A 23,778-nucleotide genomic window follows, 5' to 3' on the forward strand; every position below is an offset into this window, starting at 1 on the left:
AGCAAGCCGCTGCTGGACGGGCTCGTGCCAGTCGACCCGGAGCGAAGGACGACGGGGGCCGCTTATGTCCGGAGGGCGGCTTCCAGAGTGGGGTACATGTCGATGACCTGGTTCAGGCCGACGATCTCCATGGGCCGCAGAGATGTATCGGGGATGCTGCTGAGGCGGAGCCAGCCGCCCGCGGCCTGAAGGGTGCGGTTGGCGCGGAGCAGGGCGTTGATGCCGGTGGAGTCGGTGAAGGTGATGTGGGAGAAGTCCACGACGGCGCAGGGCAGCCGACCGGTCGCGGTGATGGCCGTCTCCAGAGCGGAAGCACTGTTGTAGTCCAGTTCCCCTGCGGGGGTGAAGACCGTGATACCGCGCGGAGTAGTGACAGATGTGCGGATCCGTAGACGTTCGCTGTGCAAGATGCCACCTTTCGGGCGGCTTCGGCGCCGCCGGCCGTGAGCGCGACCTGGCCCTCAGCCCAGCTCAGTTGTCCTGCCGGTGTCAACCATCGAGAAATTCCGGCGGCCGGAAGTGGACCTCAGACGATATTGATGTGGGCACGAACGGTTTTACCGCGGTCGGTGGTTTCGGTGACGACTCTGGTGCACAGAGCCAGGACGACCTCCAGTCCGTGCTGGCCGATACGCTGAGGCCCGAAGGACTGCGGCTGCGGTGACCGCACCGAAGTATCGGACACGGCGATCTCCAGCAGACCGTCCCGCAGGTCAAGAGCGAGAGTGCACGGACCGGGCGCGTGCCGTGCGGCGTTGGTCACCAGCTCACTGACCACCAGCAGCGCATCCCCCCGCTTCACACCCGCCACCGCCACACCCCGCACCGCAGCCCGGTCCAAAAAAGCCCCGGTGAAATCCCGTGCTTCGCCGATCACGAGCGCCCCGCCGTATGAGACCGCTGCTCGCAGCCCGGCCCGCCTGGACATCGTGCTCCCGTCCTGTGGCGTTTCCTGCATCACAGGCTCCCCCAATCTGCTCGCCGGGCTCCAGCTGGCTCAGCACCTCACGCTTTGAGCGACAAGCGCCGACCACAAGCCGCTCATCACACCCTCCGCGTGCTCCCCGCACCCCTGATCGCCCTGCGTCGAATGTGCCCGTTGTCAACAGTTCTCATGTGGCACCTGACGATACCGGCAGGCGAGACACTGCGAGGCGTTCCCCGTGCACCCTGGCGCAGTCCACCGGGTCCTTACCCAGCGACCCGGGCGTCTTGGTCTCGGCCTGCCGCAGCACGCCGGTCTCCTCGTCCCCCACGGCGTGGGTCGGCGGGTGCGGAACCTCAATGGAATCCACATCCAACAGACGATCAGAGAACGACCCCATCGGATACTTTCTGTCATCGGGCATGACGCTGTGTACCAGTGGGGTAGGTCACCGACGCCCCGGTCCTCTTACCGGTTCGGGGCCGCTTGTACGGGGGTGGCCGGCCTCCTGGGCGCACCATCACCGGCCCGAAGGAATCGAGTGTCCGAGCAGAACACAGTCGAGGTCGAGACTGCACATGGCCGGGTTTCCGGGTTGGTGGGCGAGGATGGTGCCCGTTTCCTGGGCATTCCGTACGCCGCCGCTCCGGCCGGTGACCTGCTGTTCGCCGCCCCGGTGCCTCCGAAGCGATGGCTGGGCGTGCGCGCCGCCCATTCCTTCGGTGCCACGGCGCCCAAGCCGCCGCTGGGCGGTCGGCTGGGAGAGATTACATCCGACCCCGACGTGGCGGGCGAGGAGTGGCTGAACCTGAACGTCTGGACACCGGATCCCGACGCGTCCGGATTGCCGGTCCTGGTGTGGATCCACGGCGGTGGGTTCACCACCGGTTCCTCTGCCGTGCCCAGCTACGACGGCGCCACCTTCGCCCGCGACGGTCTGGTGTGCGTGAGCTTCAACTACCGGCTCGGTGTGTACGGCTTCGGCTACCTGCCGGATGCGCCCGCACCGGCCAACCGCGGCCTGCTCGACCAGATCGCCGCCCTGACCTGGGTGCGCGAGAACATCGCCCGGTTCGGCGGAGACCCGGACAACGTCACCGTGGCCGGGGAATCCGCCGGCGCTATGAGCATCCTCGCGCTCATGTCCCGCGATGACGGCCTGTTCCACAAAGCGATCGTGCAGAGCGGCACCGCCCACCTCGGCCAGAGTCCCGTGGACGCCACCAAGGTCCTCAAGGCCGTCGCAGACGAACTCGGTATCGAGAACACCGCCGCAGCCCTGGCCGGCGCCGACACCGAAAAGCTCCTCGGCGCGCAGAACACCGTCAGCGCCGCCGTCAGTCAGAGCCCGGACGCCGCCAAGTACGGCCCGAGCACCATGGCTTCCTGCGGCCTGTCATTCATGCCCGTCGTCGACGGGGATGTACTGCCAAGGCGCCCCATCGACGCCATCGCCGACGGCGCCGGCAGCAACATCCCCGTGCTGATGGGGACCACCACAGAGGAATTTCGGCTCTTCATCGTCACCACTATCCTGGTGGGCTGGAACATTCCCGCCCTGTACGACAAACACCTGAAGGCGTACAGCGTTCCGGAGGGCTCATGGAGCGAGTACAAGAAGGGTGACACCAACGCCTACCCCCGCGACGCCGCTGTCGGCGTGGCCTGCGCGCTATTGAGCGATCGCATGTTCCGCCTCCCGACCTACCGCGTCGCCGAAGCCCGCACCGCCGCCGCCCCCACCCACCTGTACGAATTCGGCTGGCGCTCCCCCGTCACCCCCAACGAGCTGGGGGTGAAGATCGGTGCCTGCCACAGCGTCGACCTGCCCTTCGCCTGGGACACCCTGGCCCTGCCCGACAGCAAGAAGCTCACCGGACCCAACCCGCCCCAGGCCCTGGCCACCGCCCTCCACCAAGCCTGGGCCGACTTCGCCAAGACCGGCAACGTCTCCTGGGCCGCCTACAACACCACCAAGCGCCCCGTCATGACATACGCCCACAACAGCGCCACTACCAACCATGTCGTCGAGGACCCGCGCAAGAGCGAACGCGAATGGTGGGACGACCACCCCGCCACCAGTTGACCATCGGCGGCACAGCTGCCAGCCACTCCCCCACACGGTGACCCTGCCTGAAGAGGTAGCGGCATCGCCTCATGCCACAACCCGTCTCTGGCCAAGGGAGTCACCCAGCCGTCCGTATCACGTGCCTACTGCGGCGTTCCAAAGCGGTGTGAGCTTTCTTGGGTGGTCAGCCGTTCGGATGAGCAGTTGGCGCCTGTTTCTGAGCCCCACCGCAGCAGGCCAAGGCTGTGAGTCAGTTACGGGACCTCGCGCAGGCTTCGGGGAACGGTCACAGTGGCCGTTCCCCGAACGAGAACCGCCGAGGCCGACGTGTCACGTCGGCCGTGGCACCAGCGTCTGCCTGCCGACCGCCTATATGTCACCGTCGATAGAAGGACGCAGCGCGTCCGTGTTCTCGTAGGCTCCAACGGCGACGCAGCCGGCTCAGTCGTTGAGGTTGAGCGCCTGTTCGGTGACTCCCCAGCGCTTCGTTGTGGACCAGCGACCGTTCTTGTAGAAGTAGCCATAGGGCCTTGACCCCGAATCCTGAACACGGGTTATGCGGCTGGTTTCAGCGTAGTTGGTGTGAGGTGGAGGGCGTTCTCGAAGTCGATCCGTGACCGTTGTCCGAGCCGGGAGTGTCGGCGTCGGGTGTTGTAACGGTGGAGCCATCGGAAGGCGTCGAGTCGGGCCTCGCGCTCGTCGGGCCACCCTTTCCGGCCCTGGAGTGTCTCGCGTTTGAAGGTCGCGTTGAAGGACTCGGCGAGTGCGTTGTCCGCGCTGGACCAGACCGCGCTCATGCTTCGCCGCACCCCTGCTGACCTGCAGGCTTCTGCGAATGCCCGGCTCGTGTACTGGGCTCCGTGGTCGGTGTGCATGATCGATCCGGCGAGGCTGCCGCGCGTGTGGATCGCCGCGGCCAGGGCATCGGTCACGAGCTCCGCGCGCATGTGGCCGGCGATCGCCCAGCCGGCCAGTCGGCGCGATGCGAGGTCGATGACGGTCGCCAGCTAGCAGAACTTCCCGCCCTCGATAGGCAGGTAAGTGATGTCGCCGACGTACTTCGTGTTCGGCTCGCCCGCCGCGAAGTCGCGGCCGATCAGATCCGGAGCCTTGGCCGCTGCTGGGTCGGGGACGGTGGTGCGGTGCCGGCGCCACAACCGGACCCCTTCGATCCCGGACGCCCGCATGATCCTGGCGACGCGTTTGTGGTTGACCGCCTCACCACTCGTCTCGCGGAGTTCGGCGGTGATCCGGGGGCTCCGTAAGTGCCGTCCGATTCCTGGTGCACCGCCCGTATCCGGGCGGCCAGCCTCGCGTCGGCCGCCTGCCGGGCGGCCCGGTCCGTGGCTGTCCGACGCCAGTAGTAGAAGCTCGAGCGGCTGACGCCGAGGATGGTGCACAGCCGCTTCACGCCGTAACGGCGCTGGAGGTCGGCGACACACTGGAAGCGGTTCACCAGCGCGTCTCCCCGGGCGAAATACGTGGCGGCCTTCCGCAGGATCTCGCGTTCCTCCTCGAGCTCGCGAACCTTCTTCCGCAAGGCCGCGTTCTCAGCCTCCAACGGGGCCGGCGGCTGGGCCGGTTCCTGCGTCCGCCGTCCCCGGGGACGGCTCACTCCGGCTGCCCGGACCCAGTTCCGCAGGGTCTCCGGGTTGATCCCCAGATCGGCGGCGACCGACCTGATCGTCGCTTCGGGCCGCGACTCGTACAGCGCGACCGCGTCCGCCTTGAACTCCGGCGGGTAGTTCTTCATGACCACGAGATGTCCGTCCTCAGATCCGCAGGATCCAGTGTCTCGTGTGTTCAACATCAGGGGTCAAGGCCCTGGTCCTCGTGCAGGGGATCCGGCCCGAGCCCGCCATGTGGGACCCGCTCACACAGCTGATCATGGCCGCGTCGGACGGCGCATGGGCCTGCCTGACCGCAGCCGCTGGGTGAGGCTGCGGTCAATCGCCTGGCGCCGACGAGGGTCGTAGAGCGAGAGGTAGATCGCTTCGTGCGAGATCTGTATAGAGGCGTCAGCAGGAAACTGCCGTCGCAACCATCCTGCAATCTGCTCGGGTGACCAGCACAAAACCAGTTTGGCTTCCACCAGGACGCGTAGAGCGGGCCGTTGGGCGAGCTTGGCCTGCTTGGGGCGGCGCCCACGCGCGTAGGCGGCTGCACCGACCGAGGCAGCTCGGTAGCGGTCTCGGCCGCCGTTGCGGGCAATCTCGCAGGAGACAGTCGAAGGAGATCGGCCCAGCCGCTTGGCCAGCTGTCGGGCCGATTCTCCCGCGGCGATGCCGCGATATCTCTTCGCGCTCGCTGCCGCTCAGATGCCGCTCTGACCGCGTCTGCGGGGTGAGGCCGACGCCACCGCTCTGGTGCAGGAACCGACGGGCGTGCTGCATCGGTGCCTACAGCACCCGCCCGATCAACCTGAACGACTGCCCTTCGCGCCAGCGTCTCCGGACCTCATCCTGCTGAGCCGGCGAACCCGTAGTCACGCACCTGTACCTCCACGATCACATGATCATCCGTGGGTGGTGCGTTGATCACTTGAGGGTGCCGTCGTTTCCCGACACCCGAGCGAGGTCTGGCGAGCGCCACCCATGCGCGGCTGGTTCCCCTCGGTGGCCGGCGCCCGCAGTGCACGCCTTGCCGAATGGTCGACGCAGAGAGCTATAGTGCTAGGTAACTAGATAAATGGAGGAACCGGTGATTGAGTTCCACCTGAACAGCCGGTCCGGCCTGTCCCCGTACCAGCAGCTGGTCCAGCAGGTTCGGCATGCACTGCGTCTGGGCCTGCTGAAGGAGGGGGATCGGCTGCCGACGGTCAAGGAGGTGGCGAGGCAGATGGCGGTGAATCCGAACACGGTACTCAAGGCGTACCGGGAGCTGGAGCACGACGGCTTGGTGGCCGCCCGTCCCGGCGTCGGGACGTTCGTGACCCGGACGCTGGCCGACGGCACGCTCGCCGCGCAGGGACCGCTGCGCAAGGACCTGCAGCGCTGGCTGACCAAGGCCCGGCTGGCCGGGCTCGACGACGAGAGCATCGAGGCGCTGTTTGTGAACACGTTCCGTAACGCCGCCGGAGAGGACGTAGCGTGAGCGCTGTCTTGCGAGCCCAGGGCCTGGGCAAGAGGTACAAGCAGCGCTGGGCGCTGCAGAACTGCGACCTGGACGTGCCCGTCGGCCGGGTGGTCGGTCTGGTCGGCCCCAACGGCGCCGGCAAGTCGACCTTGTTGAACCTGGCCTCCGGCATGCTGACGCCGACGGCCGGCACCATCGAGGTGTGCGGTGGCCGTCCTGCTGCGGGTGTGGAACAGCTGGCCAAGGTCGGCTTCGTCGGCCAGGACACCCCGACCTACGCCGCGCTGAGCGTCGCCGACCACCTCGACTTCGGCAAGCGCCTCAACCCGAACTGGGACGACGCCGTGGCGCGCGACCGGATCCGTCGCCTCGGTCTGGACCCTAAGCAGCGGGCCGGCAAGTTGTCCGGCGGCCAGCGCGCGCAGCTCGCCCTCACCTTGGGCATCGCCAAGCGCCCGGAACTCCTCATCCTGGACGAGCCAGTCGCGGCTTTGGACCCGCTCGCCCGACGGGAGTTCATGCAGGACCTGATGGAGGCCGTCGCCGAGCACGAGCTGAGCGTCGTACTGTCCTCCCATCTGGTCTCCGACGTGGAGCGAACCTGCGATTACGTCATCGTGCTGGTCGACTCCCGGGTGCAGGTGGCCGGCGACATCGACGACCTGGTCGCCTGCCACCACCGGCTCACCGGACCGCGCCGGGACCCGGACACACTCCCGGCCGGTCAGCACGTCATCACCGCCAGCCACACCGACCGGCAGACCACCCTCCTGGTACGCACCGACACCGCGGTCCACGATCCGTCCTGGACCGTCAGCCCGCTCGGTCTGGAAGACATCGTCTTGGCCTACATGACCCGGCCCGCCGATGCGGTACGTGACACCCGGCCCGCGCTGGAGGTACTTCGATGATTTGGCTGACCTGGCAGCAGTTCCGTACACAGGCCGCCGTGATGTTCGCCGCAGTCGCCGCCCTCGCCGCCGCCCTCGCGGTCACCGGCCCGCAACTGGCCGACCTCTACCGGGCTGCCGGCAGTAGCCTGGTGGACCAGGTCTCCAGTTCGGACCAGACCGTCTACTACGTGGGACTGCTGGTCGTGCTTGCCGTGCCGGCGGTCATCGGGATGTTCTGGGGTGCGCCGCTGATCTCCCGTGAACTGGAGACCGGCACCCACTACCTCGCGTGGAACCAGGGCGTCACCCGCACGCGCTGGCTGGCGACCAAGCTGGGCCTTGGTGCGGCGGCTGCCATGACCGTCGCCGGACTGGCCAGCCTCGCGGTGAGCTGGTGGAGCAGTCCCATCGACCGGGCTGTCAACGGTGGGGGCGCGACGGACACATACTTCCCGCGGCTCGACCCGGTGGCCTTTGCCGCACGGGGTGTCGTCCCCATGGCTTATGCCGCCTTCGCCTTCGTCCTGGGTGTCACCCTCGGCCTCGTCATCCGTCGCACCCTGCCCGCGATGGCCACCACGTTCGTCGTCTACGCCGCCGTCCAGATCGCCGCGCCGATGTGGATCCGGCTCCACCTGGCTGCCACGGAGCGGACCACCGTGCCGATCGAGCCGGGCGGTGCCCCCATCAGCATCCAGGACGGCGCCGAGCAGATCGTCGCGCATCCCGAGGTGCCCGGTGCCTGGGAAACCTCCCAACAGACGCTCAACGCCGCCGGTCAGCCGGCCCTCGTGCCGTCGTCCTTCGCCGACTGCCTGCACACCGAGTCGGGTCCACCCACCCTGCAGCAAGTCGACCGCTGCCTCGCCGACCTCGGCGCCCTGGGCTACAAGCAGCAGGTGACGTACCAGCCCGCCGGCAACTTCTGGGCCCTTCAATGGGCCGAGACCGGGCTCTACCTCGGCCTCGCCCTGGCGTTGACCGGGTTCTGTGCCTGGTGGATCCGCCGCCGAGTGACCTGACAGATGCCAGTCTGACTACGGGAGTAACCGCGAGGGGCAGCCGGGTCCGGGCTGCCCCTCGCGGCGTCGACAGGGTCCTCTCACCACTCAAGACTGCGCTCGCCGATATCGGCTGTCCCGGTGGCCCAAGGCCGGTACAGGCACCGTCCCGAGCAGCCGCGAGCAGACGGGGACAGGTTCCGGTTGGCGCGGCGTGCTGGAGGGCGGGCAGGTCCGGGGCCTGATCGGCCAGGACGTCGATGGCTTCGTGCAGGTAACGCTAGGCGGTGGCCTTCGCGATGCCCGCGTCGCGGGCCAGGCAGTGGATGCAGGCGCCGTGCCGGAGCCGGCGCAGCACCAGCACGGCTTGCCGGAACGGGCTCAGCGCCCGGGACCTGCGCGGGGTGCCGATCGTACGGCGGTGAGCGGCCAGGAGCGAGGACAGGAACAGGGCGAGCTGACGCGGTACGTCGAGCGTGGCAGAGCAGGAGACCACGGGAAGCCCCCTGGAAACGGCGGCGGTTCGGTGACAGAACCCGTCCTACCAGTAGTGCCCGGTGTCCTTGAGGCTGTCGACGTCAGGAGCTTTCTCGAGTGCTCGTCGGTCCCGCCGGACGGCAGTCGTCGTTGCGCGCACGGACCGCAGCGACGGGTTGCGCGGTCCAGCGCTGGACGGCACGGCGCAGGCCGCCGGCGTCGGCGTAGCCCACTCGGCCGGCGATGGAGCTGAGGGGGAGGTCGGTCGTAGAGAGCAGACGATGTGTGCGTTCGCGGCGCAGTGCCTGGAGTTCTTGCGACCAGGTGGTCCGGTGTTCCTCAAGGCGGCGCTGAAGTGTACGGGTGCTGCAAGACATCTGTCGGCTTACGGTCTTGAGGGTGGGGATCTCGGCGTCCTGGGTGGTCCGGAGGGCGGCCCGGAATATGTCGAGCCAGTTCTGTAGGGGAATGGCATCAGCGAGCTGTTGTTCAGCGTGTCTTCGGAGCAGGGTGGATAGGCCGGGAACGTGAGGCTGTGGTGCGGTGAGGTCGGCGGCCCTGAAGGTGATGGTGTTGACCGGACTACTGAAGTCGATGGCGCGTGTGCCGTACAGCTGTACGAGGTTTTGGTGGGTCCGGGGCGCGCGGGCTGCAAGGGTGACCTTGATAGGTGTGATGTCACGGCGAGTGCTCTCGCTGATCCGAGGTCGAAACAGGCTCAGGGAGTAAGTTCGTATAGCGGATGCGACATCGTCACTGAGGTCGGCGGCATTGATGTGGCTGAGGGTGATGTGCTGCTCGTCCTCATCGATATGGAGGGCTTCGGTGCCGGCGTCAGCCACTGTGGCTACGAAGCGGGCGGCATCGCGGAGCCCTGTCAGAGGCGTCGGCGCCTGAGTTACGAGGTAGTCCCAGAGCCCCAGCGCCCCCAGAGGGCTCTCGTGGGCCATGTGCAGTGAGACCTCATGCCATGGAGCCTGCAGGGTCATGAGTTCCCAGATACGGACATTGGTGGATGCTGGAGTGCGGTATCGGTCGTCCGCCAAATGTTCGGGGGCCATGCCGACCAAATTGGCGTACTTCTCGGGACTGACTCCCAGCCGTGTGGCCGCTGTGGCGTTCAGACGGGTGAAGGCTGCGGCGATCGTGCCTGGGAACTGCGGGGCATCAGTGGTCCCGGGCCGTTCCGATTCGCGGTGACGCTGCAGACCCTTCTGGCGCGTCAGGCCCTTCTTGTGGCGCGCCGGTCCCTGTGCGGGTTGAGGAATTCGATCTAGCGTCATGTCTTGTCCTTGAAAGGTGGGTTGCGGGACGACATACCGCACTCTCCTCCTGGGGTGCTGTCGCGCTGGGACCGGGCCTGGGTTGTCCACTCCTCAACGTGCCGACCTTGGTCCGTTGCGCACAGCGGGCGGCAGCCGCCGCCATGGCTCCGTCCGAAGCAGAGGAACACCCTCTGCGACACGCCGTCCCAGCGGCGAGCCCCATCGCGTTGAACGCCAACGTGGGCACCGCTGCTTGGAGGATGTAGTGCCCACATAACCAGACGAATCATGATTCAGGAGGCTTCACCCATGCGCAAGACTTTCGCCCTGACCGCCGCCATCATCGGAATGATCGGGGCATTCGCTGCTGCGCCCAGCGCCGTGGCCTCAGACTCGAGCACGAGTGCTCCGTCTCCCGTCGTGACGGTCCCCCCCGCGCTGCCGACGCCCGAAGCACCTTTGTACAACGTTCCAGACGGCGCTGCATCAAGCGTCGGCTACAAGAACTTCGTCAACTATCGGTCTGGAACTTGCCTGGATGACAGCAACGGCAACGGGCTTCGCATGCACGGATGCAGCGACGCGAGCTACAACAACGGCTACCAGGCATGGCGGGCCGAACGTGTCGGCAGCGACTGGAAGTTCAAGAACGTGGCCACGCAGCAGTGCCTCGACGGGAGTAGCGGTGCCGGCGTGCGCACTCACGAATGCAGCGACGCCAGCTACAACAACGGCTACCAGAAGTGGCGGACCTACTACGCCCCCGGTGGCATTTGGGTCAGTTGGAAGAACGTGGCGACCGGGGACTGCATGGACTACAGCTCTGCCAACGGCCTGCGCCTCCACACGTGCAGCACGGCGAGCTGGGACAACGGCTACCAAGCCTGGAACATGTGAACCCCTTCGCACCGTTGAAACCGGGTCTTTGAGCCACGGAGACGGTGAAGTCCAGCTCGGCGGGATCGTAGGCCACCGTAACGGCGTCGGCCGATGCCTACCGGCGGTGGAACTCCGGCGGCTGGCACACCACCGGTGCCGCCATTTCCCCCGTTGACTACGTCGACGTGAAATGAACCGACCGCTGGCGGCATGGATGCCTGCGGCGTGCGGGTAATGCCATGGCGGTGCTGCACACCGCAGGCTGGGTGGAGAGGTGACTGCTGTAATGGCACGGCAGTAGTCACCTCTCCGGTTCTGCAGTTCGGGGGGGCAGCGGCGGTGGTGCCCCCGGCCCCAGGACCCGGAGTCGACGGTGCGGTCGCGGTTGTCACGGAGGGTCGCGGTGTCGGAGTAGTCCCACATGCAGTGGTGGCGGTCCTGGTACAGGTCGGTGCGGCTGTCGCGGCCAACACCGGTGTGCATGCGGACTGTGGCTCGGCCGGAGAGACGGACGTCGTCGAAGCGGTAGCGGTTGCCGTCTGCGTACTGCCCGGTCACCGGGATCAGCGCGTTGAAGGCGTAACCTTGTGGATCGCAGTCATTTCGGCCAGTAGACCGGCGCGTTCCTCGTTCGCGAGGACTCCCTGTCGTCGATCCGGCTGCGGAATTGCGGGTGAGCGTCCGGGGTGAACAGCACGACCTGTGGCCGGTGGCCCTTGGCGGCCTCCCTTGTGGTGAGGGAATCGGCGAGGGCGAAGACGTTGCCGGCACAGTAGCCGACGAGGGCCCACACCGGACGTCCGCGAATACTGAGTCGAGTCCGTCGGTCCAGCGGCACAGATGGCCGGTGGCGGTGGCGGCGGCGACGGGACCAGTCGCCCTCGGGATAGGCCGGGCCGTGTGCCAGACCCCCTACCTCTCGGCCTCGATGGTTTTGGCTGCGGACGGTTCAACGTTCGCGGCGTCGGGGACCAGGGTCCGGCGGCGCAGGATGGTCGTGACGGCGATCGCGGCTGCGACGGCGAACGCGGCGGTGACGGTGAGGGTGGGCCCCTGGAATTCGAGCAGCACTCCGGCGGCGGCGCTGCCTGCGGCGAACCCTCCGTTGTTGGCTGTGGACACCCAGGTGTTGGCCTCGGTCGGCGCGGTCCTCGACGCTGTCACCAGGTCGTTGACCAACAGGTAGGCGGTGATGAACAGCGGGGCGAGACAGAGCCCCACGAGGAAGGCGAATGCCCCGACCAATACGGGACTTTCGGTCAGGCACAGCGGCAGCACCGTCAGCGTGAACCCTGTGACGAGTACCGCGAACCGCTGCACCGGTGTTGCGCGCCAGCTGATCCGCCCGTAGGTGAGGCCGCCGACTGCGCTGCCCACCGACAGCAGTGCCAGCAGGACGCCGCCGGCACTGGGCGAGCCCGCGTGGGTGGCGATGAACGGGAGCGCGACCTGGAGCACTCCGATGACTAGTCCGACCCCGCCGAAGGACAGCACGATCGTGCGCATGCCGGGCAGGGCCATGGGCCGACCGTGCGGCCGGCCCGCGTCGGGTGCGTCTGAGGCGGGGGCAGCGGCGGTCGCTGCGGATAGTACGAAGCAGGCGGTACCGGATGTGATCAGCGCCATGACCGTGATCATCGACGCGAGTGGTGCGGCGACCGCGATCAGGCCGCCCGCGAGCAGGGGCCCCATGGTGAACACCACTTCTTCGGTGACCGAGTCGAGGGCGTAGGCGGTGGGCAGGAGGGGCTGGCGGCCGTGCAGGATCTTCGCCCACAAGACACGCATCGTTGGTCCGAGTGGCGGTGCGAACATTCCCGCGACCGCCGCAGCGCCGAGCAGCGCTGCGGTGGGCGCCCCCGTCTCGGCCAGCGTGATCAGCGCGGCGAGCCCTAATAGGTACGGGACGGTAAGCCGGATCAGTCCGGTGCGTGAGCCCTTGCGGTCGATCAGCCGGGCGCGGGCGGGCGCGAACAGGGTGAGCGTGGCCGACAGTGCACCGGATGCGAGTCCGGCTACGGCGAACGATCCCGTCGCGTTGCGGACCGACAGCAGCAGCGACAGCGGCAGCACGGCGAAGGACATGCGAGCCAGGCAGCTACCGAGAAGAGGCATGCGGGCCTCGCGCACGGCCAGCACCGCGAGGTAGGTCGGTTTGGTGTCGACGTGTGTGGTCATGCCACCATCGTTTCTCTAGGCTCTATCGTCAGATGTCACGCCCAACTGCGGGCCGTCCAGACCGACGCTGATGCCGAAGGCCGGATCGACTGGAGCATGGTCAGCGTCGACTCCACGACCTGCCGCGCTCATCAGCACGCAGCCGGAGCTGCAACTCGTGCCCCGAGGGTTCCGGGCCAGCGAGGCCAACCAGCGCGTCACAGATCCGATGAGGCCCTGGGTGTATCGACCCGCAGGGTTGTTCACACGACTGATGGGCGGGTGTCCGCCGAGTGCGGTGTGGCAGCGGTGGTGGTTGTAGGTGGGGAGGAAGTCTGCCAGTGCTGCGGTCCGCTCGTCCGTTTGAGGTGTAGGGCAGCAGGTAGGCCCATTCGTCGAGCATCGTGCGGTTGGAAGCGTTCGACTTTGCCGTTGGTCTGCGGGCGGTAGGCGCGGGTGAGTTTTCCCGTCGCCGCCCAGTTGGGCGAGAGCGCTCTGCGCGTTGTCGGTCAGCACCCGCTCGACGCGTGGGATGCCGTGGCTGTGGAAGAACGCGGCTGCCCGGGTAAGGAAGCCCGCGCATGTCGCGACTCTCTCGTCCGGGTGGATCTCGCTGTAGGCAAGGCGTGAGTGGTCGTCGACCGCGGAGTGGATGTAGTCGTATCTCACCCCACGTGTGGGGACGGCCGGCTTCGCGGCCCAGGATTCTGTGGCCGCCGTCCGGCCGAGCTTTTTCACGTCGACGTGGATCAGTTCGCCGGGCCGCTCGCGTTCGTAGCGGCGGATTACGGCACCGGTGGGCCGGTCGATCCAGGCGAGGCGGTGCAGGCCGTGGCGGGTCAGGATCCGGTGCACGGTCGAGGAGGGAAGGCCCAGTATCGGGCCGAGCCGCGCGGGGCCCCAGCTTGCGGGTCCGGCGCAGTTCGCACACTCGCGCCTCGATCACGTCTGCGGTTCGGTGCGGCGTCGTGTGTGGGCGGCTGAAGCGGTCGTGCAGACCGTCCTGGCCCTCGGCTCGCCACCGGCGCATCCACTTGTGAGCGGTGGCCTGTGAGATGCCCATCTCGGCGGCGACGTGAGCCACCGGACGGCCGGACAGGACACGTTCGACCAGCAGAAGCCTCCCGAAGACGGTCAGCCCGGCGTTACGGTGGGACACGAAGACCTCCGTGCGGTGAGTTCCTAGACAGCTCCCACCACACCGGAGGTCTTCGTCATGTTCAAGACCCCCCAGGTGTCTACAACGCTCGTGATCAATACACCTAGGAGCCGAGACGGACGACGAAAAGCTTGTCCCGTGCCGCTACCGACGGCCACGCGCCGTACGCCGGACGCACCGCGCCCGCCGCCCGGCGGCCCGAAACCCGTCTGCACGACGCCGTCGCATGTCGAAGAGACGCTCTGTCGACGAAAGGACGATGAACATGACCGATCCTCGAGAGGTGGACGAGCGGCAGCTCACCGCCTACAACCAGCACGACATCGACGCCTTCGCCGCCACCTACGTCGAGGACGTCGTCGTACACCGACGCGACGGCAGCCGGCTGGAAGGGCGCGAGTCCCTGCGCGAGGCGTACGCGGCGCTGTTCGCCAAGGGGCGGTGCAGGGCCGCGATCCTGGGGTGACTCGTCGTGGGCGACCACGAAGTCGCCCACGGCCTGGGGCGAACCGGTCCGCGTCCTGGTGGCCTACCGGGTGCGCGACGGCCTCTTCGACCGCGTCGACTTCCTCGGCTGAGCAGTGCGCGCATGGCGCACTGCGGCCGAGCTGGATCTTGGTGCGCCCCGGCAACGGGCGATACGAGCCGCCACGCCGACCGGCGGCCGGGGGGGTAGCCCCACCTTCAAGCGGGTGGTCAGCGGTATCCCGGGCCCGGACCTTGATCGAAAATACTGGGCTGACATCAGGTCGTCACCAACCAGAGACAGGAGTCTTTCGTGTACGAGTTCCCGCACGCTGCCAACGGTTCACGTACGTCCACGGAGAGTGGCCGCCCGCGAGGGGAGCGCAGGCTGCGGGCCGCTGCCGTCGGGATGGTCGCCACGGTCGTGATGAGCGCCGGTCTCGCCCTGCCGGCCTCGGCTGCCGGTACCGCGGACGCCTCGGCGGCGCGGGACGGGCACGCGGCCACCCGGGCGGCCCTGGAGTCGGTGGTTCAGGACGGGGTGCCCGGGGGGATCGCGCTCGCCGAGCTGGGGAACGACACCTGGGCGGGACGTGCGGGAACCGCGGATCTGACGACCCGCCGCAAGCCGCGGGCCGACGACCGCTTCCGGATCGGCTCGATCACCAAGACGTTCGTGGCGACGGTGATGCTCCAGCTGGAGGAGGAGGGGAGGCTGAGCCTGGACGACACGGTGGACCACTGGCTGCCGGGCCTGGTGCGGGGCAACGGGCACGACGGCAGCAAGATCAAGATACGGCAGCTCCTCAATCACACCAGCGGGATCTACAGCTACACCGGCGACGAGGACTTCAAGCGCAAGGAGTTCGGCACCGACTTCCTCAAGCACCGGTACGACACCTGGACGCCCCGCCAGATCGTCCAACTGGCCATGAAGCACGAGCCCGTCTTCGTCCCCACCGGCGACGGCGACAAGTGGAGCTACAGCGACACCAATTACGTCATCGCCTCCATGGTGATCCAGAAGGCCACCGGACACTCGTACGCCCATGAGATCGAGCAGCGGATCCTGCGCCCCCTGCACCTGGACTCCACCACGGTGCCGGGCACCCGCGCCCGCGTCGCAGGACCCAGCGGACGCGCCTACTCCAAGCTGACCGGGGAACTGGCCGGACCGGGAGAGCCGAACAGCGCGACCTACGACGTCACCGAACTCAACCCCTCCTTCGCGGGCGCCGCCGGAGAGATGATCTCCAACAACCACGACCTCAACACGTGCTCACCGTCGGCCGTGGCCATGGACTGCGAAATGGAGCCCTGGATACCGCCGTTGTGCCCCCATATCTCGGTGCCGCACGACAGCGTCATCTTCATCAGACCCAGGCCGTAGGAGAAGCTCGGCAGGTTCTTGGGCGAGACGGTCGACATCATCTCCTTCAGCTGAGGCGCCTTCAGGAGCCGGCCGGAGAACAGGGCCCGGTAGAACCGGACGTTGTGTCACGTGGCAAGTTCCTCGGCTTCTTGTGGCAGCTCAGGGCGCTGGCCATGGCCGGACTTCGGCTCTTCCGGTCGTTGCAGTCCACGCACGTGATCTTGAGGCCGCGAGTAGCCCATGGCAGGCTCATGCCGCATGATCGATGAATTCGCGAAGGACAACCTGCACGGCAGACTGCGGCGGGACCGCGAGGCGCTGCTCTGGAAGCTCGACGGCTTGTCCGAATACGACGCCCGCCGACCGTTGACAGTGACCGGGAGCAACCTCCTCGGCCTGGTCAAACACGTGGCCAGCGTCGAGGCCAGGTACTTTGGCGAGGTCTTCGACCGCCCTTTCCCGGAACCGCTGTCCCGGTGGCAGGACCACGACGGCAGCGATCTGTGGGCGACTGAGGGCGAGACCCGCGATCAGATCATCGAGTTCTACCGGCGCACGTGGGAACACTCGGACGCGACGATCAACGAGCTTTTCCTCGATGCCCCCGGCCACGTGCCCTGGTGGCCGGATCCCCATTCCAACACGAACCTGTTCGCCGTCATGGTCCACGTCCTCGGCGAGACCAACCGGCATGCCGGGCACGCCGACATCCTGCGCGAAGGCGTGGACGGCCGAACCGGGATGCGCCCCGAACATGAGATGCAGATCGATGAGGAAGCCCGCGCCGCCTACTACGCGAAGATCAAGCAGGCCGCCAGATCGGCCGCCTCGGCCAAGGCATAGAGGTCTGTGCGACGTGACTTGAGGTTCGAGCGGCATGATGGCGGCCGCGAGGGCTGATCTGTCGAAGCGTCTGGTTCCTGATGAGCTCTGGGAACTGGTCGCCCCGCTACTGCCGTCGTTCGCGGCTCGACCGCACGGTGGCGGGACCGCTCCGCGCGACGAGCGGGCGGTGTTCACGGCTGTGGCGTACATACTGACGAGTGGGTGTGCGTGGCGGTATCTGCCGGAATCGTTCGGTGTATCGCGGCCACCGCGCACCGTCGGTTCAGCGTGTGGACCGAGGCCGGGTTGTGGCGCAGACTGCACCGGGCGGTGCTGGACGAACTCGGCGCCAGGGGTTAGTTGGACTGGTCGTCCGTGATCGTCGGTGCGCGCAAAAAAGGGGGGCTCGCTGACCGGGCCGAATCCGGTCGATCGCGGTAAGAAGGGCGGCAAAGCACACGTGCTGTTCGAGGGGCAGGCCTGCCGCTGGTCGTGGCGGTGTCAGGTGCGAACCTGCACGACAGCCAGGCGTTCAGCCCGCTCATCCTGGGGATACCGGCCGGCCGCTCGCGGCGCGGACCCAGCCGCAGCCGACCGGTGAAGGTCCGCGCGGATAAGGCGTACTACTCCGCGGAACACCTGCGCTGGCTCCGCGATCGCCGCCTCGTTCCTCGGATCGCCCGACCCGGCATCGAGTCCGGTGAGCGCCTTGGCCGGCACCGCTGGAAGATCGAGCGGTCGATCGCCTGGCTCTTTGGCTACCGCCGCCTCACTGTCCGGTACGAGCGAAAAGGCAGTCACTTCCTCGCCTTCCTCGGCCTCGCCGCAGCCCTCACCTGCTACAAAAGACTCGCCGAACTCACCACGTGAGACATCCTCTTAAGCGGCACCTGGGAGAGACCGTCAGGCCGCAGCACTTCTCCCTTCGTCGACTCGGCTCGAAGATGGCTTGGACGGGGTGCGGAATCGGCAGTTCTGGGCACCCCATGGCGCCCTGCTTCACCCCATGGCCACCTCGTTGGGTGCCACGACCGGACAGGTCACCTGGACCGCGACGTCATTCGGGTTCGCCTACGCCGCCGGCTTTCTCGTCGCCGGCCCGCTGACGGACCGGTACGGAGCGCGTGCGGTAATGACCACCGGATTGGTCGCAGCAACGGCTGCAACCGCTGCGGTCAGCATGGCCCCTAATCTGACCTGGGCCATTGCGCTGCGCGTCGTCCAGGGACTGACAGCTGCGGCGTTCGCGCCCGCCGCGTTCTCCTCCATCGCCCACCACCTCGCACCACAGCGGCGCGCGATCGCTCTGACCTGTGTCACCAGCGGCATGCTCGGCGCCGCCGTCCTCATGCAGATCGCAGCCCAAGCCGTCGCGGCCGGGCCCGGATGGCACGCAGTGTTCCTCATCAGCGCCGCCCTCTTGGCCTGAGCCTGCTGCCCGTCCGCCGCACCCTGCGCCCCACCCCGCGCCAGGACACCGGCGAGGGCCTGCTCCGGGCTTTCACCATGATGCCGCGGCTGCTGCGCCGGGGCCGACTGGTCGCCCTGTACGTGGCCACCGCGACCTTGATGGGCGCATTCGTCGCTGTGTACACGGCGGTGGCCGTTGCCGGACCCCCCGGCATCGCGGGCATCCCACCGCGATCCTCATCCTGCGGGCCGGCGCCCTGCCCGCACTGGTGGCCGTGCCGCTGTTCGCGCCCGTCCTGTCGCGGCTGGCCGCACCGCGGCGGCTGGTACTCGCCCTGGGCGCCGCCGCCGTCAGCGTTACCGCCGCTTCCCTGCTCGGCGGCCGCACGATCCTGCTGGCCGTGGCGCTGCTGCTGTTCATGGCCGCCGTCGCGACCGGAGCACCCGCTGTGGTCGCGACCGTCAACGCCACCGCCCCGCACGCCCGCGGCGCTGCCGTCGCCCTCTATGCATGCAGCATGTTCATCGGCGCGAGCCTGGGCCCGCAACTGGCCGACGCCCTCACCAGCCAGGGCTTCGGCGTCATCCTGCGCGTCGCCACCACCGGAGTCCCCCTGGGCGCCCTCCCGACACTGCCGGCCCTGCGCCACCAGCACCCCGAGTAGCCACACCCGCCTTGTGCCGGTGAGCCCCTCGCACCGTGGTGCGAGGGGCTCACCGGCACAAGGCCGTGCCGGGGTGTCACTGCTCTGTGGCGGATTCCTGGTGGCGTGTGGCGTGGAGACTGCCGAGCAGGGCGAGCGCCTGGGCACCGTGGCTGCCGGGTTCAGCGTGGTAGATCACCAGCTGCTGGCCGGGCGCGCCGCGGACGTCGAAGGTCTGGTACGTAAGGTCTAGCGGTCCGACGTCGGGGTGCAGGAGCTCCTTGCCGGCATGGGACTTACCGTGCACGGTGTGCGAGGACCACAGGGCGGCGAACTCCTCGCTCTGCTCGGTCAGGGAGTCGACAAGGCCGTGCAGGCGCCGGTAGTGCGGGTCGAGCCCCGTGGCGTGGCGCAGTCCGGCGACGACCGCCTCGGCGGCCCGCCCCCACTGGGTGAAGAAGCTGCGGGCGGCTGGGTCGAGGAACGTCATGCGAGCCATGTTGTCCATGTCCTCGAACGGTGAGAACAGTGCGTCAGCCAGCGCGTTCGACGCCAGGAAGTCGTTGGCCGGGTTCAGGACGAACGCCGCGGCGGTCGGGTATCCGTCCAGCAGCTGGCGCAGTGCAGGACTGACCACTTCTCTTGGCTGCGGCCGCTCGCCGTCCGGCGCGGTGCCGGCCAGCCGGAACAGGTGCTCGCGTGCTTCGTCGTCCATGCGCAGGGCGCTGCTGATGGACTCGATGATCTGTGAGGAGGGCCTGCGCTCGCGGCCCTGTTCGAGGCGGGCGTAGTAGTCGCTGTTCATGCCGGCCAGGACGGCGACCTCCTCCCGCCGCAGCCCCGCCACCCGGCGCGCGCCGTAGGAGGCGAGCCCGACATCGTCGGGGCGCAGGCGGGCGCGGTGGGCGCGCAGGAAATCTCCGAGGTCGTTGCTGGTCACCCCTCCAGGCTAAGCGGCGCTCCACTCGCGTGCCTGGGTGTGCTGTACCCAGGCACGACTCGTCCTGGCTGCCTTCCCCCAAGCCGTCCACTCTGGTGGTCACTACCGCGAGACGAGGAGGAGCGCATGGCGAGGAACCAGTCGAGCCCGGCGCAGGAAGCCGCCGGGCGAAGGACCAGTGACGTGAATGGGGACGTGGTCGGGATGTGGGTGACCGCGGATGGACACATCCGCCAGCAACTGCTGCCCGACGGCCGCTACGACGAAGCCCGCGGCACCCGGTCCAGCGCCTACACCGGCCGCTACACCGTGACCGGAAACCACCTCGACTACGTCGACGACACGGGCTTCACCGCCACCGGCGACATCCGCGACGGCGTCCTCTTCCACGAACACCTCGTCCTCTACAAGGAGCACCAGGCATGACACCCACCACCAAGATCTTCCTGATCACCGGCGTCAGCAGCGGTCTGGGTCGCGCCTTCGCCACCGCCGCCCTGGAAGCCGGGCACACCGTCGTCGGCACCGTCCGCCAGGACGCCGACGCGGAGACCTTCACCGCCCTGCACCCCGAGCGCGCTCATGCCCGCCTCCTGGACGTCACCGACGACGCGGCGGTCCTCGCCGTGGTCGGCGAGGTGGAGCAGTCCGTGGGACCGATCGACGTACTGATCGCGAACGCCGGATACGGCCTGGAGGGCACCTTCGAAGAGACGCCCCTGGCCGACCTGCGCGCCCAGTTCGACGTCAACGTCTTCGGCGCCGCCGCCACCGTCCAAGCCGTCCTGCCGTTCATGCGCGAGCGCCGGCGCGGGCACGTCCTGGCCGTCACCTCCATGGGCGGACTGGCCTCCTTCCCCGGCGTCTCCGCCTACTGCGGCAGCAAGTACGCCCTCGAAGGCATCCTCGAAGCCGTCGGCAAGGAAATCTCCGCCTTCGACATCCACGTCACCGCCATCGAACCGGGCTCCTTCCGCACCGACTGGGCCGGCCGCTCCATGATCCGTACGCCACGATCGATCCCCGACTACGACGAGCTGTTCGAACCCATCCGCGCCGCCCGCCAGACCGCAAGCGGAAAGCAGCTCGGCAACCCCGCCAAAGCCGCCGCCGCCCTCCTGCGCATCCTCGACGAACCCAACCCCCCGGCCCACCTCGTCCTCGGCTCCGACGCCCTGCGCCTGGTACGGGCCGGACGCGAAGCGGTCGGCCGGGACCTCGACACCTGGGAGAACCTCACCCTGTCCACCGACTACACCCCCGCCGACGACACGCCGTAGGCCGCCCGTTGGGCAACCGGCACCGGAGAAGTTGGACGGGGACGGGTAAGTGCCGGCGCGCATCGCAGCGGTTGTTTCCGACGGATCCGCCGCCGGGTGCACTTTCGGGCCTGACAGATCACCGGGGAGCGGGGAGGATCGGGTGTCATGAGTACCGCAGAGATATCCGATCACCCGCCCATCTACGACCGCCTGGTCAAGGAGCGCGGCGACGTCCTGGCCGAGACCCGGAAGGTGGCCGAGCAGACCCAGGCCCAAGCACGGCAAGCGCTGGACTGGAGCTCAGTGCGGCGTTCCCACAAGGAGAGGGAGGAACGCGCCTTTTCGGCGTTCGGCTGACCGGCAGGCCTCTCAAGGGCCGGGCGGCTTACGGGCGGCTGCGGCTTTCCGGGTTGGTTCCGGGGCATCTGCGGCGATCAGCCGGCTGTTCCCGACCATCAGCCGCTGGTTGGCGTTGCGGAGTGCCTGCATGGCGGCATGGCGGTCTCTGCCTGGCGGCCAGCTGCGAGTGCTGCGTCTCGTCGCTCGCGCGATTCCTCCATCTCCGTGTCGCGCAGCGAGCGGGCGTTCATCTGCGGCACGGCGACGAGGACGGCCGTGCCGGCCTGATCTTCGCGGCGCCCGCCAGCCGGGCGCCGACCAGCACCGACTGGACTGGCCAGTCGGGCCAGGTCAGGAGCGTCTAAAACTGACACACCCGCCCCCTTCCGCGGAACTCGAAGCCGGGACTCGTTGGTCATCGCAGTGACTGAACGGCGTAGAGGGCCCCGAAGGCTGCGGCGAGGGTGCCGAGGAGCAGGCGCAGGGCGGTCTCGGGCAGACGGGGCTGCAGGTGCGCCCCAAGGTATCCGCCGATCAGCCCGCCCAGGCCGCAGGCCAGCCCGAGGTACCAGTCGGGGGCGGCGTCCCCGGAGCCGGTCAGGGACAGCAGTGCGAAGGTCGCGGCGCCGACCACGGACGTGGCGAAGGTGGAGGCGAGGGCTGCCGGGGCGACCTGTCTCACGGGCATGCCCCTGCCGACCAGGAGGGGGCCGAGGACGGAGCCGCCGCCGATTCCGTAGATCGCGCCGACGATGCCGACGGCCAGGGCCAGGCCGGTGAGGGTGCGGGGGGAGGGCTCCGCCGCCGGGGCGGGCAGGGCGGGCCGGAGGGTGCGGGCGATCAGCCATAGGCCGAGTGGCATCAGCAGTCCGGCGACGAGTAGGCGGAAGGCAGTGGGGCCGGGGACGGCGAAGACCCGGACCACGGTTCCGATGACCACTCCGGGCAGGGTGCCGATCACCAAGCGGCAGGTCAGCGGGCTGTTCAGCAGGCCCGCTCGGCGGTAGCGCAGCAGGGCGCCAGGCCCGGCCACCACGTTGTACAACAGGTTGGTGGGGGTGACTGCCGGACTGGGTACGCCGAACACGCTCAGCTGCACGGGCAGCAGGAACACTGCACCCGACACCCCCACGGGCGCGGTCACCACGGCGATCATCAGGCCGACGGCCAGCCCGTACAGTTCCACCGACCCTGCCACTTCCGCTCTCGGTCATTCGAACGTCCGCCCAGTATTGTCACCTCGCACTGGCGCCTCGTCGAAGGGTCTCCTGCCACCGAGCGGGAGCAGGGTGCCACGGTGGTGATGGATGGGGAGGCGCAGTCGACCTGCTTCCTGTGCGTCATCCCCCCTCGACGGTGTCGACGGCTGCGCGGAAAGGTGCCGTAGACCGGGGCTGGCGATACCAGGCCTGCCCGCCGGGACGGTCGGGCAGGCACGCGGACATGGCTGCCGCACGATCTCAGGAGCCGGGCCTCGACCGGCTCATCGGCGGTGCCACTCCTCTGCGAGGAGTTGGTAGGAGCGCACCCGGTCGGCGTGGTCGTGGGTGATGGTGGTGATGATCAGCTCGTCGGCGCCGGTGGCTTCCTGCAGTTGTTCGAGCTGGTCGGCGACGCGCCACGGGGAGCCGACGAACTGGGTGTCGACGCGGTCGGCGACCAGGGCCTGGTCCGCTTCGGTCCAGGCGTGGGCGCGGGCCTGCTCCGGGGTCGGGAAGGGGATGGCGCCCTCGGCGGTGCGGATGCTGCGGACCCACGGGCCGTAGCCGGTGGCCAGTTCCCGGGCGGTTTCGTCGTCCTCGGCGACGACGACGTCGGCGGAGACGCTGACGTAGGGCTTGTCGAGGTGGTCGGACGGCTGGAACGCGGCGCGGTAGCCCTCGGCCGCCTCCAGTACGGTGGCCGGGCTGACGTGGTAATTGGCCGCGAAGCGCAGGCCGTTGCGACCCGCGACGTCGGCACTCAGTCCGCCGCTGCTGCCGAGGATCCATACCTGCACCTCGGCGCCCTCGCCGGGGACGGCGTGCGCTTCGATCCCGTCCGCCGAGCGGTAGTCGCCGCGCAGGAGCGCGAGGATGTCGTCGACCTGATCGCCGTAGTCCTGGGGGTCGGCGCCGGGCTGGTGCAGGAGCTGCTGCTGGAGCTGGAAACGGGGCGAGCCGATCAGGTGCTCTGGGGAGAACCGTGGCGGGATCTTCAGACCGTTGGGGGCGCGCCCGTCGACGACCGGGGTCGTGGTCGGCCGGGGTCCTGCCGTCTGTCCGGGGGGACGTCCGCCCGAGCGGCCGAGGCCCAGGTCGAGTCGCCCGGGGTGCAGGGCGTCGATCAGCCCGAACTCCTCGACGGTGGACAGGGCCGTGCGGTGACCGAGCTGTACGGCCCCGGATCCGATCCTGATCGTGGAGGTCGCGGAGGCGGTCAGGGCCAGCACGACGGCGGGAGAGGTCCCGGCCACGCCCGGGTTGAGGTGGTGCTCGGCGAACCAGTAGCGCGTGTAGCCGAGACGCTCGGTCTGCTGGGCGAGGTCGATGGTGTTGCGCAGCGCCTCTGCGGCGGTGGAGCCGGACGGGACCGGGACGAGGTCGAGGACTCCGAGAGGGATGCCGGACATGGTCGGGTGTT

The 23,778-nt window shown here is 68.4% G+C and carries 22 protein-coding genes and 4 pseudogenes; 15 read left to right on the forward strand and 11 right to left on the reverse strand.

Translation table 11 applies throughout. The features are described 5' to 3' along the window. Positions 1-62: 62 nt before the first annotated feature. The gene (locus QFZ58_RS00110) at positions 63-407 is read right to left on the reverse strand and encodes an STAS domain-containing protein (protein ID WP_307122810.1); all 345 of its coding nucleotides are present in this window, start codon (positions 405-407) and stop codon (positions 63-65) included. A gap of 119 nt (positions 408-526) precedes the next feature. Then, the gene (locus QFZ58_RS00115; RefSeq protein WP_307122811.1) at positions 527-877 is read right to left on the reverse strand and encodes an ATP-binding protein; all 351 of its coding nucleotides are present in this window, start codon (positions 875-877) and stop codon (positions 527-529) included. 589 nt (positions 878-1,466) lie between these two features. Here QFZ58_RS00115 and QFZ58_RS00120 point away from each other — a divergent pair. Continuing rightward, complete coding sequence (locus QFZ58_RS00120) at positions 1,467-3,011, forward strand: carboxylesterase/lipase family protein (RefSeq protein ID WP_307122812.1); 1,545 nt, start codon at positions 1,467-1,469, stop codon at positions 3,009-3,011. 536 nt (positions 3,012-3,547) lie between these two features. On the opposite strand, the pseudogene QFZ58_RS00125 reads toward QFZ58_RS00120, so the two are convergent. Both QFZ58_RS00125 and QFZ58_RS00130 read right to left on the reverse strand, forming a co-directional pair. Beyond that, a pseudogene (locus tag QFZ58_RS00125) lies at positions 3,548-4,752 on the reverse strand (IS3 family transposase). 126 nt (positions 4,753-4,878) lie between these two features. Then, on the reverse strand, positions 4,879-5,277 hold the full coding sequence (locus QFZ58_RS00130) for a helix-turn-helix domain-containing protein (RefSeq protein WP_307128728.1): 399 nt from the start codon (positions 5,275-5,277) through the stop codon (positions 4,879-4,881). 404 nt (positions 5,278-5,681) lie between these two features. On the opposite strand from QFZ58_RS00130, the gene QFZ58_RS00135 reads away from it, so the two are divergent. From QFZ58_RS00135 to QFZ58_RS00145, 3 genes are read left to right on the forward strand one after another with little or no spacing between them, the layout of a single operon-like run. Further along, positions 5,682-6,086 carry a GntR family transcriptional regulator gene (locus QFZ58_RS00135; RefSeq protein WP_307122813.1) on the forward strand — a complete coding sequence of 135 codons (405 nt, stop codon included), beginning with the start codon at positions 5,682-5,684 and terminating at the stop codon, positions 6,084-6,086. Then, entirely contained in the window at positions 6,083-6,979 is an 897-nt protein-coding gene (locus QFZ58_RS00140) for an ABC transporter ATP-binding protein (protein WP_307122814.1), read from the forward strand. The genes QFZ58_RS00135 and QFZ58_RS00140 overlap by 4 nt, the downstream gene beginning before the upstream one ends. Next, positions 6,976-7,983: a transporter gene (locus QFZ58_RS00145; protein ID WP_307122815.1), complete on the forward strand. Its 1,008-nt coding sequence runs from the start codon at positions 6,976-6,978 to the stop codon at positions 7,981-7,983. The genes QFZ58_RS00140 and QFZ58_RS00145 overlap by 4 nt, the downstream gene beginning before the upstream one ends. A 259-nt stretch (positions 7,984-8,242) precedes the next feature. Here QFZ58_RS00145 and QFZ58_RS00150 read toward each other — a convergent pair whose 3' ends face one another. Together QFZ58_RS00150 and QFZ58_RS00155 are read right to left on the reverse strand one after the other, a co-directional pair. Then, positions 8,243-8,458: a hypothetical protein gene (locus QFZ58_RS00150; RefSeq protein ID WP_307122816.1), complete on the reverse strand. Its 216-nt coding sequence runs from the start codon at positions 8,456-8,458 to the stop codon at positions 8,243-8,245. Positions 8,459-8,540: 82 nt separating this feature from the next. Beyond that, the gene (locus QFZ58_RS00155; protein WP_307122817.1) at positions 8,541-9,722 is read right to left on the reverse strand and encodes an AraC family transcriptional regulator; all 1,182 of its coding nucleotides are present in this window, start codon (positions 9,720-9,722) and stop codon (positions 8,541-8,543) included. A 291-nt stretch (positions 9,723-10,013) separates the two neighbouring features. Between QFZ58_RS00155 and QFZ58_RS00160 the strand changes: the two genes are divergently transcribed. Continuing rightward, complete coding sequence (locus tag QFZ58_RS00160) at positions 10,014-10,601, forward strand: RICIN domain-containing protein (protein WP_307122818.1); 588 nt, start codon at positions 10,014-10,016, stop codon at positions 10,599-10,601. A gap of 894 nt (positions 10,602-11,495) precedes the next feature. Here QFZ58_RS00160 and QFZ58_RS00170 read toward each other — a convergent pair. After that, positions 11,496-12,761, reverse strand: a complete 1,266-nt coding sequence (locus tag QFZ58_RS00170; protein WP_307122819.1) for an MFS transporter — start codon at positions 12,759-12,761, stop codon at positions 11,496-11,498. 45 nt (positions 12,762-12,806) lie between these two features. Between QFZ58_RS00170 and QFZ58_RS00175 the strand changes: the two are divergent. Beyond that, a pseudogene (locus QFZ58_RS00175) lies at positions 12,807-12,989 on the forward strand (IS5/IS1182 family transposase); the annotation flags it as partial. Here QFZ58_RS00175 and QFZ58_RS00180 read toward each other — a convergent pair. Beyond that, positions 12,984-13,899: pseudogene (locus tag QFZ58_RS00180) on the reverse strand (IS481 family transposase); the annotation flags it as partial. The pseudogenes QFZ58_RS00175 and QFZ58_RS00180 overlap by 6 nt on opposite strands. A gap of 265 nt (positions 13,900-14,164) precedes the next feature. Here QFZ58_RS00180 and QFZ58_RS00185 point away from each other — a divergent pair. From QFZ58_RS00185 to QFZ58_RS00210, 6 genes and pseudogenes are all read left to right on the forward strand, one after another. After that, positions 14,165-14,365, forward strand: a complete 201-nt coding sequence (locus QFZ58_RS00185) for a nuclear transport factor 2 family protein (RefSeq protein WP_307122820.1) — start codon at positions 14,165-14,167, stop codon at positions 14,363-14,365. A 312-nt stretch (positions 14,366-14,677) separates the two neighbouring features. Then, the gene (locus tag QFZ58_RS00190) at positions 14,678-15,754 is read left to right on the forward strand and encodes a serine hydrolase (protein WP_307122821.1); all 1,077 of its coding nucleotides are present in this window, start codon (positions 14,678-14,680) and stop codon (positions 15,752-15,754) included. 240 nt (positions 15,755-15,994) lie between these two features. Further along, entirely contained in the window at positions 15,995-16,579 is a 585-nt protein-coding gene (locus QFZ58_RS00195) for a DinB family protein (RefSeq protein ID WP_307122822.1), read from the forward strand. 37 nt (positions 16,580-16,616) lie between these two features. Next, positions 16,617-17,431: pseudogene (locus tag QFZ58_RS00200) on the forward strand (IS5 family transposase). Between the two features lie 136 nt (positions 17,432-17,567). Next, positions 17,568-17,990 (forward strand): MFS transporter, encoded by a 423-nt coding sequence (locus tag QFZ58_RS00205; RefSeq protein WP_307122823.1) that lies wholly within the window; start codon positions 17,568-17,570, stop codon positions 17,988-17,990. Positions 17,991-18,246: 256 nt separating this feature from the next. Next, on the forward strand, positions 18,247-18,636 hold the full coding sequence (locus QFZ58_RS00210) for a hypothetical protein (protein ID WP_307122824.1): 390 nt from the start codon (positions 18,247-18,249) through the stop codon (positions 18,634-18,636). A 76-nt stretch (positions 18,637-18,712) separates the two neighbouring features. Here the strand turns inward: QFZ58_RS00210 and QFZ58_RS00215 are convergent, their stop codons facing one another. Next, positions 18,713-19,555 (reverse strand): helix-turn-helix transcriptional regulator, encoded by an 843-nt coding sequence (locus tag QFZ58_RS00215; protein ID WP_307122825.1) that lies wholly within the window; start codon positions 19,553-19,555, stop codon positions 18,713-18,715. 204 nt (positions 19,556-19,759) lie between these two features. On the opposite strand from QFZ58_RS00215, the gene QFZ58_RS00220 reads away from it, so the two are divergent. From QFZ58_RS00220 to QFZ58_RS00230, 3 genes are all read left to right on the forward strand, one after another. Continuing rightward, a complete protein-coding gene (locus QFZ58_RS00220; protein WP_307128729.1) occupies positions 19,760-19,981 on the forward strand; it encodes an Atu4866 domain-containing protein in 222 nt (73 codons plus the stop codon). Continuing rightward, a complete protein-coding gene (locus tag QFZ58_RS00225; RefSeq protein WP_307122826.1) occupies positions 19,978-20,835 on the forward strand; it encodes an oxidoreductase in 858 nt (285 codons plus the stop codon). The genes QFZ58_RS00220 and QFZ58_RS00225 overlap by 4 nt, the downstream gene beginning before the upstream one ends. Before the next feature lie 147 nt (positions 20,836-20,982). Continuing rightward, positions 20,983-21,174, forward strand: a complete 192-nt coding sequence (locus tag QFZ58_RS00230; RefSeq protein ID WP_307122827.1) for a hypothetical protein — start codon at positions 20,983-20,985, stop codon at positions 21,172-21,174. Positions 21,175-21,571: 397 nt separating this feature from the next. On the opposite strand, the gene QFZ58_RS00235 is transcribed toward QFZ58_RS00230, so the two are convergent. Both QFZ58_RS00235 and QFZ58_RS00240 read right to left on the reverse strand, forming a co-directional pair. Beyond that, complete coding sequence (locus QFZ58_RS00235) at positions 21,572-22,354, reverse strand: sulfite exporter TauE/SafE family protein (protein WP_307122828.1); 783 nt, start codon at positions 22,352-22,354, stop codon at positions 21,572-21,574. Positions 22,355-22,639: 285 nt separating this feature from the next. After that, the gene (locus QFZ58_RS00240; protein WP_307122829.1) at positions 22,640-23,767 is read right to left on the reverse strand and encodes an LLM class flavin-dependent oxidoreductase; all 1,128 of its coding nucleotides are present in this window, start codon (positions 23,765-23,767) and stop codon (positions 22,640-22,642) included. Positions 23,768-23,778: the final 11 nt, after the last annotated feature.

This window comes from Streptomyces sp. B1I3 (assembly GCF_030816615.1).
Classification (GTDB): domain Bacteria; phylum Actinomycetota; class Actinomycetes; order Streptomycetales; family Streptomycetaceae; genus Streptomyces.